At 56.0% G+C, this 12737-nt stretch carries 12 protein-coding genes; 9 read left to right on the top strand and 3 right to left on the bottom strand.

What is annotated here, in order from left to right:
* Window positions 1–103 precede the first annotated feature (103 nt).
* From L2W48_RS08230 to hisD, 9 genes are all read left to right on the top strand, one after another.
* Complete coding sequence (locus L2W48_RS08230; RefSeq protein ID WP_236100025.1) at window positions 104–835, top strand: IclR family transcriptional regulator; 732 nt, start codon at window positions 104–106, stop codon at window positions 833–835.
* A 33-nt stretch (window positions 836–868) separates the two neighbouring features.
* Window positions 869–1786 (top strand): glutamate formimidoyltransferase, encoded by a 918-nt coding sequence (ftcD, locus tag L2W48_RS08225; RefSeq protein ID WP_236100024.1) that lies wholly within the window; start codon window positions 869–871, stop codon window positions 1784–1786.
* 2 nt (window positions 1787–1788) lie between these two features.
* The gene (hutI, locus tag L2W48_RS08220; RefSeq protein WP_236100023.1) at window positions 1789–3033 is read left to right on the top strand and encodes an imidazolonepropionase; all 1245 of its coding nucleotides are present in this window, start codon (window positions 1789–1791) and stop codon (window positions 3031–3033) included.
* Between the two features lie 25 nt (window positions 3034–3058).
* Complete coding sequence (locus L2W48_RS08215; protein WP_236100022.1) at window positions 3059–3688, top strand: cyclodeaminase/cyclohydrolase family protein; 630 nt, start codon at window positions 3059–3061, stop codon at window positions 3686–3688.
* Window positions 3689–3759: 71 nt separating this feature from the next.
* Window positions 3760–5790: a urocanate hydratase gene (hutU, locus tag L2W48_RS08210; RefSeq protein ID WP_236100021.1), complete on the top strand. Its 2031-nt coding sequence runs from the start codon at window positions 3760–3762 to the stop codon at window positions 5788–5790.
* 90 nt (window positions 5791–5880) lie between these two features.
* Window positions 5881–6858 carry a formimidoylglutamase gene (locus L2W48_RS08205; protein ID WP_236100020.1) on the top strand — a complete coding sequence of 326 codons (978 nt, stop codon included), beginning with the start codon at window positions 5881–5883 and terminating at the stop codon, window positions 6856–6858.
* Between the two features lie 30 nt (window positions 6859–6888).
* Window positions 6889–7182, top strand: a complete 294-nt coding sequence (locus L2W48_RS08200; RefSeq protein WP_236100019.1) for a hypothetical protein — start codon at window positions 6889–6891, stop codon at window positions 7180–7182.
* 101 nt (window positions 7183–7283) lie between these two features.
* Window positions 7284–8438, top strand: a complete 1155-nt coding sequence (locus L2W48_RS08195; RefSeq protein ID WP_236100018.1) for a hypothetical protein — start codon at window positions 7284–7286, stop codon at window positions 8436–8438.
* A 217-nt stretch (window positions 8439–8655) separates the two neighbouring features.
* Window positions 8656–9924, top strand: coding sequence for a histidinol dehydrogenase (hisD, locus tag L2W48_RS08190; protein WP_236100017.1), 1269 nt, complete (start codon window positions 8656–8658; stop codon window positions 9922–9924).
* Window positions 9925–9946: 22 nt separating this feature from the next.
* Here hisD and L2W48_RS08185 read toward each other — a convergent pair whose 3' ends face one another.
* From L2W48_RS08185 to L2W48_RS08175, 3 genes are read right to left on the bottom strand one after another with little or no spacing between them, the layout of a single operon-like run.
* Complete coding sequence (locus L2W48_RS08185; RefSeq protein ID WP_236100016.1) at window positions 9947–11116, bottom strand: hypothetical protein; 1170 nt, start codon at window positions 11114–11116, stop codon at window positions 9947–9949.
* A gap of 18 nt (window positions 11117–11134) precedes the next feature.
* Complete coding sequence (locus tag L2W48_RS08180) at window positions 11135–11941, bottom strand: SDR family NAD(P)-dependent oxidoreductase (protein WP_236100015.1); 807 nt, start codon at window positions 11939–11941, stop codon at window positions 11135–11137.
* Window positions 11938–12735 carry an acetoacetate decarboxylase family protein gene (locus L2W48_RS08175; RefSeq protein WP_236100014.1) on the bottom strand — a complete coding sequence of 266 codons (798 nt, stop codon included), beginning with the start codon at window positions 12733–12735 and terminating at the stop codon, window positions 11938–11940. Before L2W48_RS08175 ends, L2W48_RS08180 begins: the two co-directional genes overlap by 4 nt.
* Between the last annotated feature and the right edge of the window lie 2 nt (window positions 12736–12737).

The raw sequence follows: 12737 nt of genomic DNA, 5'->3' as shown, positions 1-12737 counted from the left end.
TCCGGGCTTTTTGGCAGACCGTCCTTATTGACAAGATATCGGGAATGGGCTAATTTATGGGTAGTCACATTTGAGACAATCTGTCCCATTTTTGGAGGTCCTCATGACAGAACGCAAAGAGAGGCTGGACGCCGTCGGGAAAGTAGCGAGAATAATGGACCTGCTCTGCTCCTCCCAGCACAACCTAAGCATAAGGGATATAGAGAGGGAGACCGATATTCCCAGAAGCACCGTCCACCGCTTTCTGGCCTCTCTGGAGGAACAGGAATGGATCTACCGCGACATAGACACCGACCAATATCGCCCGGGAATAAAGTTTTTTCTTCTTCATAGAAACGTATCCTTCTACGACGAACTTATCCGAATCTCCGACCCCGTAATGCGCAACCTGGTGGAAAAAACCTCCCAAACCTCCATAATGAGCGTCATGGAAGGTAAAGAGGGGCTCTGCATTCACACGGTGGAACCGACCATGTCGGTTAAATTCGTCGCCCACAAGGGAATGAAGATCCCCCTTCAATCGGGAGCGACCGGAAAAATTCTTTTGGCCTACTGTCGAAAGGAAGCTCGCGAGAAAATACTGCACAAATCAGGGTATGAAAAAGCGGCCAAGCTCAGAAGAGATATCGACGAGATCAGACTTAGAGGTTACGCCATAAGCAAAGAGGAATGGATCGAACACGCAGGGGACATCAGCGTGCCTCTGTTCGACTCTAAAGGTTCTTTCGTAGCGCAACTGGGCATAGCAGGTCTGGCGACCAGTTTCGACGGACGAGAGGAAGAGCTGCTCGAGGAGCTCCAAGAAGCGGCTAGAAAAATAGGGCGATCCTTGTAGAGATCGAGCCCTAAAATATCAGGAGGGAAAACCATGGCAAAACAGTTGATCGAGTGCGTACCCAATTTCAGCGAAGGCAGAAGACAGGACGTCATCGAGTCTATAGTGAAACCCTTCAAAGAACAGAAAGGCTGCTATTTATTTGACTACAGAGCCGACGAGGACCACAACCGTCTGGTGGTTAGCCTGGCCGGAGAGCCTCAGGCGATCTCCGACGCCGTGATGGCAGCATCCAAGGTCGCAGTTGATAACATAGACCTGAACACCCACAAAGGAGCCCATCCTCGCATGGGGGCCATCGACGTCATACCCTTTACTCCCATCAGCGGCATCTCCATGGATGAATGCGTCGAGCTGGCCCGTTCCTTCGGAAAAAGGTTCCACGAGGAACTGAACGTCCCGGTCTACTACTACGAGGACGCGGCGATCCGCCCCGACCGCACCAGACTGGAGGTAATACGAAAAGGACAGTACGAGGGCCTCAAGGAAGAGATAACTAAGCCCGAACGCCATCCCGATCTGGGAGAGCCCAAGCTGCATCCCACCGCAGGAGCCACGGTCATAGGGGCCCGTAAATTCCTGGTCGCCTTCAACGTCAACCTCAACACCACCGATGTCGAGATCGCCAAGACCATAGGCAAGAGGGTCCGCGCCTCCGGCGGAGGCTTCACCGCCGTCAAGGGAATCGGACTCGCCCTGGAAGACAAGGGTATGGTCCAGGTCAGCATGAACATAGTCGACTACGACAAAACCGCCATATACAGGGCCCTGGAATTCATCCGTATGGAGGCGGCCCGTTGGGGAGTCACCGTAAACGGCACCGAGGTATACGGAATGATCCCGGTAGCCGCCATGCTGGACAGCGCGGCCTACTACATGCAGATAGACGACTTCGATCCCAACCAGGTACTGGAGCTCAAGCTGCTGGAGCTTATGAGAGAGGAGAATTAAAGATGACGGCCACCCTTTTCCGCAACGCCCGTATAACCACCCCCACCGGCGGCGACGCGCCCCTGGCCGGATCCGATCAGGGCCGGGTCGCGACCTATGAAAAGGGCGCCCTGCTCTGCGAAAACGGCCTCATCGCAGCCATAGGAGACGAGAAAGATATCCTGATCAAGGCAGAGGATATGGACGTGGACATGGAGGTGGACTGCGAAGGGACCTGCATGATTCCTGGTTTCGTCGACCCCCACACACACATATGTTTCGCAAAACGCAGGGAGAACGAGTTCTCCATGAGGCTGGCCGGAACACCCTATCTGGAGATACTAAAGGCAGGAGGAGGCATCCTCTCCTCGGTGAAATCGGTCCACGAGGCCACCGAGGACGAGCTCTTCGAGACGACCCTGGACAACGTCCTCTCCGCCCTCAACTTCGGCACCACCACCCTCGAGATAAAGAGTGGCTACGGACTGACCACCGAATCGGAACTCAAGATGCTCTCAGTGATAGGTCGAATCGCCAGAGAAACCCCTCTGGACATAGCTCCCACCTTCATGGGAGCCCATGCGGTGCCCACAGAGTATAAGGAAAATCCGGACGAGTTCGTGGACATCATGGTAAAAGAGATGCTCCCTGCCGTAAAGGAACAGGGAATAGCGAAATACTGCGACGTCTTCTGCGAAGAAGGGGTTTTCACCGTGGACCAGAGCAGGAGGATCCTAGAGAAAGCCAGAGAGCTGGGCTTCCTGCTGAGGATTCACGCAGACGAGGTCCACGATACCGGAGGAGCCGGACTTGCGGCCGAACTCGGGACGGTCTCGGCGGAACACCTGCTGGCGGCCAACGAGAAAAACCTGAGATCCATGGCGGTAAACGGCGTTATAGCCGACGTCCTTCCCGCCACGGCCTACAGCCTCAAGAAACCCTACGCTCCTGTAAGAAAGATGATCGACCTGGGAGTACCGGTGGCTCTCGCCACCGACTGCAATCCCGGATCCTGTTTCACCGAGTCCATACCCTTCGTCTTCGGCCTCGGGGTTATGAACATGGACATGACCGTCGAGGAAGCTCTGGTCGCCACCACCCTCAACCCTGCCTGGTCTCTGGGACTACAGGACAGGGTGGGAAGCCTGGAGGTCGGCAAGCAGGCGGACTTTTTGCTCTTGGACGGCGAAAGTCCCGCCATACTGGCCTATCACGCAGGGGTGTCTCCCGTAGTAGAGGTCTACAAAAAGGGCGTACAGGTAGCCTAAAAACGAAAAGAAAGGGGTCTTTTAAATGAAACTCTCCGAACTCACCGTGAAGGAATTCGTGGAGGAACTAGCCTCCGACTCTCCCGCTCCCGGGGGGGGCAGCGTAGCGGCCCTGGCCGCATCTCTGGGAGCCGCCCTCAGCTCCATGGTCGCCAGTCTCACCGTCGGCAAGGAAAAATACAGGGACAATTGGGATGCCATGGAGAAGGTCCGCTCCGACGGCAACGAACTTCATCGGGCCTTCCTGAACCTGATGGAGAAAGACACGGATGCCTTCAACCTTTTCATGGCGGCACTCAAGATGCCAAAAGGAACCGACGATGAGAAGGCAGCCCGTTCGGAGGCCATTCAGCAGGCAACGAAGAAGGCCATAGAGGTTCCCTTCGAGACCATGACAAAGTGTCTGGATATGATGGAGCTGGCCAAGATCGCCTGCGAAAAGGGCAACTCCAACGCGATCACCGACGCCGGATCCGCCGCCGTCCTCGCCAGAGCCGCGGCGGTAGCGGCCTCCTACAACGTCAAAATCAACCTGATGGGCCTCAAAGACAAGGGCTTCGCCGACAAGACCAAAGTCGACATGGAGAAAACCCTGAAGCTCATCGAGGAGGGGTCTGCGTCGATAGAGAAAGCAGTCGAGGCCGCCATAAGCTAAATAACAAATCGCCGGAGCCCCGACCAAGGAAACTCCGACGACGACATTGAAGAACTTGGAGGTATTCTAACATGGACTATAACCAGATGACAGAGAAAACCATGACCATAAAGCTTGGAAACGAGCTTCCCGAGTATCCCGATTTCGCCAAGGGTATCCGCCGTGCCCCCGACAGGGGCTGGAACCTCAGCAAGGCCGAGACCGAGCTGGCTCTCAAAAACGCCCTCCGTTACGTCCCCAAGGAGCTTCACGAAAAGCTGGCTCCCGAGTTCATGGAGGAGCTTCGCACCATGGGACGGATATACGCCTACAGATACCGCCCGGCCGGAGAGCTCCACGGCAAACCCATAGACGAGTACAAGGGCAAGTGCACCGCCGGCAAGGCATTCCAGGTTATGATAGACAACAACCTGGACTTCGACGTGGCCCTCTACCCCTACGAGCTGGTCACATACGGAGAGACCGGACAGGTATGTCAAAACTGGCTACAGTACAGGCTCATAAAGAAATATCTCGAGGAGCTTACCGAGGACACCACCCTCGTCCTGGAAAGCGGCCATCCTCTTGGACTGTTCAAATCCAAGCCCGATGCCCCCAGGGTAATCCTCACCAACGGCCTCCTGATCGGCATATTCGACAACCAGGCCGAATGGCACAGGGGAATGCAGCTGGGAGTTACCAACTACGGCCAGATGACCGCCGGTGGATGGATGTACATCGGTCCCCAGGGAATCGTCCACGGAACCTTCAACACCGTCCTCAACGCCGCCAGACAGAGGCTGGGAGTCGGCCCCAAGGAAAACCTGGCCGGCATCCTGTTCGTCTCTTCCGGACTGGGTGGCATGAGCGGAGCCCAGCCCAAGGCGATCGAGATCGCCGGAGGGGTGGGAATCGTCGCCGAGGTGGACTACTCCCGCATAGAGACCCGCCACAGCCAGGGCTGGGTCAGCCGAGTCGCGAAAACCTGCGAGGAGGCCTTCTCCATGGCCAAAGAGGCGATGGAGAAAAAGGAACCTCTCTCCATCGCATATCACGGTAACATAGTGGATCTGCTGGAGTATGCGGATAAAGAGGGCATAGAGATTCCCCTTCTCTCGGATCAGACATCCTGCCACGCTCCCTACGACGGAGGCTACTGCCCCGCGGGCATGACCTTCGAGGAACGCACCGCCATGCTCCACGACGCTCCGGAAAAATTCCGCGAGAAGGTGGACGAGACCCTGCGCAGACACTACGAGGTCATAAAGAAGCTCACAGCCAAGGGGACCTACTTCTTCGACTACGGTAACTCCTTCATGAGAGCCGTCTACGACGCCGGGGTAACGGAGATATGCAAAAACGGCAAGGATACCCACGACGGCTTCGTATGGCCATCCTACGTCGAGGACATCATGGGACCGGTCCTGTTCGACTACGGCTACGGCCCCTTCCGTTGGTGCTGCCTCAGCGGCAACCCCGAAGACCTTCGCAAGACCGACAAGGCCGCCATGGACTGCATCGACCCTAACCGCAGATCACAGGACTACGACAACTGGATCTGGATCAGAGATGCGGAGAAGAACAAACTGGTGGTGGGAACCCAGTGCAGGATCCTCTACCAGGACGCCGAGGGAAGAACTAAGATAGCCCTCAAGTTCAACGAGATGGTACGCAAGGGAGAGATAGGTCCGGTCATGCTCGGGAGAGACCATCACGACGTATCGGGAACCGACTCCCCCTACAGGGAGACCTCCAACATAAAGGACGGCAGCAACATCTGCGCCGACATGGCCACCCAGTGCTTCGCCGGAAACGCCGCCAGAGGGATGACCCTCTGCGCCCTTCACAACGGCGGAGGAGTGGGAATAGGAAAGGTCATCAACGGAGGATTCGGAATGGTCCTGGACGGATCGGAGAGAACCGACGAGATCCTCAAGTCCGCCATGATGTGGGACGTCCTCGGCGGAGTGGCCCGAAGAGCCTGGGCCCGCTGCGACCACGCCATAGAGGTCGGAGGAGAGGTCAACGAAAAATACAGTGGAGACTACCACATAACTCTGCCCTACATCCCCGACACCGACCTGATAAGCTCGGTGGTAGACAGCGCCTGGAAGAAGAAGTAAAGTCCAAGACATACGAACATAGAAGGAGAGGTGCCCGACCGAGGGTGCCTCTCCCTTTTTGAAAACGAAAAAAGATCGGAGGAAAAGGACATGTTATCGATGATACCGCCGGAACCGGAGCTTTTCTACAGCAGAGACGACCCCATGGACCCTAGACTGGGAGACCTGGTAAAACCGGTTTCAAGAGATATCGACGAGGCCCTGAAATCGGCCCAGATAGCCCTGTTGGGAGTACCGGAGGACAGGGGAATAAAGGCCAACGGAGGCAAGCAGGGAGCCGCCCTGGGCCCGAAGGCCATTCGCCGGTCCTTCTATCGCCTGACCCCGGGGTTCGGGCTGGACGTCAGCGACCTCTCCATGGTGGATCTGGGCGACGTCCCCACAGGAGACGACCTGGCCGGAACCCACAGAAACCTCACCGAGACGGTAAAAAAGATCGTCTCCGCCGGGGTGTTCCCGGTGGTCTTAGGAGGGGGCCACGACCTCACCTACCCAGGGCTGCTCGGCCTGGTGGAGGGATCGAGCCTTAGGGAAGGACAGCTGGGAGTGATAAACGTGGACAGCCACCTGGACGTCAGGGATATGAGCCACGGCATAACCAGCGGAACCCCCTTTCGCAGGGCTCTCGAGGAACTGCCCGACAGAGCCTTACTTGGGCGATCCTTCGTCGAGTTCGGCATACAGGAGCAATACAACTCGCCCCATTACTACAGGTGGGTTAAGGACAAAGGAGCCACCGTGCTGACCCTCAGCTCCGTCGGGACTAGACCGATGGAATACTTTCTGGAGGCCAGTCGGGTAGCCTGCGACGGCACCAGAGCGGTGGCCCTGTCTATAGATATCGACTCGGTCCGCAGCCACGAGGCCCCCGGAGCGTCGGCCAGCAACCCCAGAGGTTTCAAGGCCCCGGAGCTGGAGAAGGTAGCCTATCTGGCCGGCAGGACCGACAGGATAAAATATCTGGACATAATGGAGATGTCCCCTCCCCTGGACGAGGGAGGTAGAACCGCCGCCCTCTGCGCCTCAACTCTGTTTTGGTTCTGCAAGGGATTCAGAGAAAGAGGCTAATACCGGCAAGAGTAATTCCCAGCGGGAGCGTTGACCCTCATAGCGGCGATCTACAACGTCAACTCTCAGCTCAACGTGCTTGGAATGCCCTCTTTGAGCGATAGACCTCTCCCTGGAAGCACCAGGGTGGAAATTCCACTCGAGCCGGAGATCGAACCTTCTAAGGTCCAGCAAATCACCATGGAAGCAGGGGCCCGATCATACAGCCCCAACTTCTTCCAGGTAAAAGCGGGAATACCGGTTATATGGGAGATAGTGGACAGGGGGTTCAACGGCTGCACCAATGCGGTGATGGTCGCAGGAACAATCGAGGTTATCCCTTAATAAACGGGCACCGACAAGGACTAAAGCAACCAATTCACCAATAAACAAACTAATTTACCTATCGATCCCATCCGATATAAAGAATGAAGGAGGGATCTTCAATGCATATAGACGGGACCAGATTAGGGTTAAGAACCTTCGCCCCCTGGAAAAAATCAGTTACAGAACAAGCTCGGCAATTTGCAGGATGCGCTCCATTAGGAACCTTTGGCGACTCACTGAAGATCTCCGACCTAGGGAAAAGACTTCAGATAAGGAGTGAGGAAACCACTCTATGTAACGATAAAACATCCTCAAACAACGCCGACCCGGCTCTCAAGCTCATGGACGAGACCATCTCCAAGCTGGGAGAGACCCTGGAAGAGATGAGAAAAATCTCCGTCCTGGCCGAGGATACAGATCTATCCGACTCCGACAGGATTCGATTGCAGATGAGGATGAGGGGGCTTCAGGAAAACGCCAAAAAGGATATATGGTCCATGGGACTGAAGATGGCGGGAAAAAGTGGCTCAGAAGCGGAGGCCTTGGCGGCGTGCGCCTCTAACCTGGTGTTCGAACAAGGCGGCGGCTATTACGGGATGCCTACCACCATGGAGGGACAGGAAAACCCCGACATGCTCCAAAGGGCCCTGACAAGAGCCAAGAATGGGCAGGAGTGGGACGTTGCCGAGGTGATGGAGTCGGTGGACCAACTATCGGAGGTCAAGGTCATACAGGGCCCGTCCATATCGGTGGAAGGATCCTGGGACGACTCTCAGCTGCCGGATGAAGTCGATCCAGATGCCCCTAGGATGTACGTAGCAAAGGCGTGGAAGACCCGTTACAAGGTGGTAGACGACCCAGAGGAACTCACGGTCCGACAACGTCTTGAGGCAGACCCAAGGGTCATCCTGATAATGGATCCAAAGTCGGCCGTAAAGGCCACGGAACGAATCGACCGGGAGATAGAGACCCTTAAAGAGTTGAGGAAGGATCTGTCGTCGGTCATAGCCTATGGTTCAACGATAGGGGGAGAGACCGAAGGGAACGCCAACCAGCCCGAATCCCGATTCCGGGTTTCAACCTCTTTAGGTATCATGGTGGCAACTCAGGATAAGCCCGGCGATTTCAGACTTACCGAACCCATCGGAGCAGCAGGAAACATGTTCGCTCACTTGGACTCGACCTTAAAAAATCAGATCGCCAGACGGTTGGGAATAGTGGCACCAGACGGCTATAGTCCCGAGCTATACAGAACCGTTCATACGTTCGTATAATGCCCAAAGGGTAAGAGAGCGGCTCTCTAGAGCTTCGCTCTCTTACCCTTTTTATAACATCATCGATCATAGCCAATAGCTAAAACTGATAGATCGGAACCTTTCGACACGAGTCTTACATATAGGTATGGAGTACACACTTGAGAGACCGGGACATCTGCCCTATACTACTTTGACAAACTAACGTGATCACAGCAACACCAAAGGGGGCTTCGAGGTGAAGATACTTAAAAGGCCAACAAAAAAAGGACAAGAAGAGAACGAATCGCTTAGAACAACGGTATCGAGAATAGTTCTATCCGTGCAGAATTCAGGAGACGAGGCCCTATTGGACTACTGTCGTCGCTTTGACCTGTCCACGAGGGGAACTCTTCGGATATCTCAAGAAGAAACGGATGCAGCTCTAGCATCCACCGATCCAGAGCTCCTGAACTATATAAAGACCGCCGCACACAACATAAGGGCTTTCGCCGAAAGGCAGAAGGAGACCTTGACGGACCTACCGGAGCAGGAACTATCGCCCGGCGTCTTTCTGGGACACAGGGCCATCCCGGTTGAATCCTGCGGCTGCTACGTCCCGGGAGGGGGTTATCCCCTCTTCTCCACCGCCCTCATGCTGGCCATACCGGCCTCGGTCGCAGGGGTTAAGAGAATCGTGGCCTGCTCTCCTGTCATGAAGGGCACCGATAAAATCCACCCAGCGACCCTGTCTGCCCTTTCCATAGCGGGAGTGGACGAAATATACGCGATAGGCGGAGCTCAGGCCATAGCCGCCATGGCGTTCGGCACCGAGCAGATAGCCCCGGTGGACGTCATAGCCGGCCCCGGAAACCGCTACGTCACGGAAGCGAAAAGACAGTGCTACGGCCAGGTGGGTATAGACTTCGTGGCGGGCCCCAGCGAGGTGCTCATAATAGCCGACGAAAGCGTCGATCCGGAGATACTGGCGGCGGACATACTGGCACAGTCGGAGCACGACCTCAACGCCAGGGGAATTCTTCTGTGTACAGACGAGGAAACCGCCAATGCCACAGCATCGGCGGTGGAGAGACAGCTGGAGGAACTCGCCACCGCCGAGATGGCAGGAAGAGCCTGGCGGGAAAACGGCGAGATCGTCATAGTAGACTCGCTGGAACAGGCCTGTGAGATATCGAACCGCTACGCCCCGGAACATCTGGAGCTGGCCATCCGAGACCCGGAAACCCTCATACCGGCACTGACGAACTACGGAGCCCTGTTCATCGGGGAGATGTCCGCCGAGGTGTTCGGAGACTACGTATCCGGCAGCAACCACACCCTGCCCACCCTTAGGGCGTCTCGCTACACAGGCGGGGTCTGGGTCGGGACATTCACTAAGATCTGCACATCTCAGAGGATGACCCCAGAGGGAGTAGCCCGGCTCGCTCCAGTCGCCGAAGCCATGGCCAAGGCCGAAGGGCTTGAGGCTCATGGTAAAGCCGCATCGATAAGGCTCAAAAACAAATGACCCTATAAAAAAGCGGAGGCCGCTATGAAGATCGACGGTCTCCGCTCATCTTTTCTATCTCCACCAGCAGATGTAGAAGATAGAGCAAGGTAACTCCGTTCAGGCTCAAGATAATCCCGATAACCGTTCCGGGCAGAAGCCGGGATATCAGCATAGAGGCTCCGAAGAGTATCGAGAACATGTTCACCGCCACCTGGACTCTACCCAACCTCTTCAAGATCGCAAAATCGGGGCCTCTTCCCCTTATCGACCACAGCTTGAACATGCCGATCGCCCCGCCGAACACGTTCAGGATCCCCACAGCCACGGTCAAGAAGGGCACCAGAAGCTCGGGAACCATACAGGAAGCCGTTCCCAACACGGTGAACAACAACCCAACGAGAATGACTGCCGGGGTTCTGGAAAAAGAGCCCACCGGAGTGTTGCCGAAAGCCAGCATCTGTACGGCGAATATAACCATCAGCAGACCTAGCTGAGCTCCTGCGGAAAAGGGCAGTAACCCCAAGCTCACCGGAATCAGCAGCACCCCAAGCAAAACCATGAAGACCCCCACCAGGAGGATCATTGATTTATCCGGTGACAGATTTCCGGTACGAGCGGGGGGATGATCCCGATAGACCGGCACCAGCACGAATGCCAGATATACCAGAGAAGCTCCATAGGCCATCAGAAGTACCGAATACTGCTGAGCGGAGAGCAACTCCCGAGACCACAGGGACAGACCTATCGACATGGAGAGCAGATAGGCGGCCCCGCAGGCCGCCGCCAGATGGACGAACACCCCCCCTAGCCTCAACCAGGTAGCCAGCCTCCTAACGTCCAGACACAGACGGACGAACATGGCCGCTCCGCCCACCCCCATCGAGACCAGAAGCACCAACCTGGGAACGACGCGAAACAGACCGGGGATAAAGCAGGTCACAACACCTATCCCGGCCAGGACTACCCCCAGGACGGTCCATAGAGGTCCGCGCCCCACGTCTCCGAAAGGGGCCTTCCCCAAAGTGATGATCTGCACCGCCATGACGAACATGAGCAACCCCAGAAGACCGTTCTCGTAGTAGGGCAGAGTTCCTTTAGAAATGGGAAACAGCAGGGCCGACGCGGTAAGGGAAATAATCCCGGCCGTCAATAGCACCGCGGATTCGGTGGAGACTGCTATCTCAGCCCGTAAAAAATCTCTCATATCCATCGGGAAAATCCACCCATGCTAAAAATAGGTTCCCTTCGTCCTGTAGTTCTCCCTACGAACCGAGGCCAACTCCCTGGCCAGTTTATCAAAATGATCACGGTCCTCCCGATAAAGACGATCCACATCCCTTATCGACTGGGGGAAAACGATCAACAACATTTTATCTTCCACCTCCTGAAGGACGTAGTCCACAGCTTCGTCCACCGAGATGGAATCCGGCGGTGGCTCGAGACCGTCGAAAATAGCGGTACGAACGTTCCCTGGACAGAACACGCTGAAACTCAGTCCTTCGCACTCCAGCTCGTACTGTAGACACTCGGTCATCGATATGACCGCGCTCTTGGTAGCGGCGTACACTGCCTGATATGGTATCGGAACCTTCCCGGCCACGGACCCCGTGTTGACTATATGTCCGAAGCCCTGAGACCTCATGATAGGAATTGCCGTGTAGGTTCCGTGCACCACCCCCATGAGGTTCAGATCCACGACGGACCGCCACATCTCGAAGGTAACCTTCTCCACCGGCAAGGTCAGACCGACACCGGCGTTGTTGAACAGAAAGTCCAGATGTCCGTCCAGATCCCTGGCCCTTTCCAGAACGAGCCTCACCTGATCTAGAGACGTGACGTTCGTAAGGGCGGAGAAGACCCGCCCCGGATACCTGTCGTCCAGTTTACCCGACTCTCTGCTGAGGTTCTCCTCGTTGAAATCGGCCATGAAGACCGCCCTCGCCCCTCTGGAAAGAAGCCCCTCCGTCAGACCGAGTCCTATGCCGGAAGCCGCCCCCGTAACTACCGCTACCTTGCCCTCGTAATATCCGTTCATGACAACACCCTCGAATCGGCCACGTTTAACCTGGCGGATCCCTGAAACATGGAGGCTTCCATCCATCGGACCACCGGCAACCGGGCAAGTTCGCGAATTATGGGAAACTGCCCCGGATGTCGTTCTTCTCCTAAGTCGGTCCAGTTAAGGCTTCCCTCTCCGGTCCACATACGCACCACATCCATCTCCTGAGGATAGAGAGTCGCCTGGCTGAGGGCGGCCCCTCCCTTTCCCAAATCGGGAATATATCGCCAGCCCAAGAAGTTGATCTCCCGATGACTCTCGACAGCACCGGATTTCAATTCCACCTCTTCTTGCCTGTGAAAGTCCATGGAGAGAAAGGTACAGCCCTCGTAGGAAGCTCCCGTGTACCAATGCTCTTCCTTGTGCCGCTCCGACGGGATATCGGCGTAAAGCTTGGGCATACCGTCCTCCTCTCTGCCACCTATGATGGGACAGGCCTTGTTCTCCCATATGACCAGGACGTAGTCTCCCTCGAGCCCCTCTCCATTTCCCATATATCTCACGGGAACGGAGGCCTGGATCAAACGGTATTCCCCTCCGGCCATCCAGTCCACGTCGCGGCAATTTGAATACTGGACGTCGACCCTGGGTTTCAACAGCTCGAAAGCCTCCGGAACAAACCGGGCGATACTTTCCGGATCGGTCTCGAAGGGCACGGAGATACAGGTCATATCCCCATAGACCACCCTCACTGGATAGAACGGATGGCCGGAGAAATGAACTGGCATCTTATACACAAAGTCATCCTTGAAACGAAACTGACCTCTCATGA

The organism is Dethiosulfovibrio russensis (genome assembly GCF_021568855.1).
GTDB classification, from domain to species: domain Bacteria; phylum Synergistota; class Synergistia; order Synergistales; family Dethiosulfovibrionaceae; genus Dethiosulfovibrio; species Dethiosulfovibrio russensis.
This window is presented reverse-complemented; position numbering and strand designations above follow the sequence as displayed.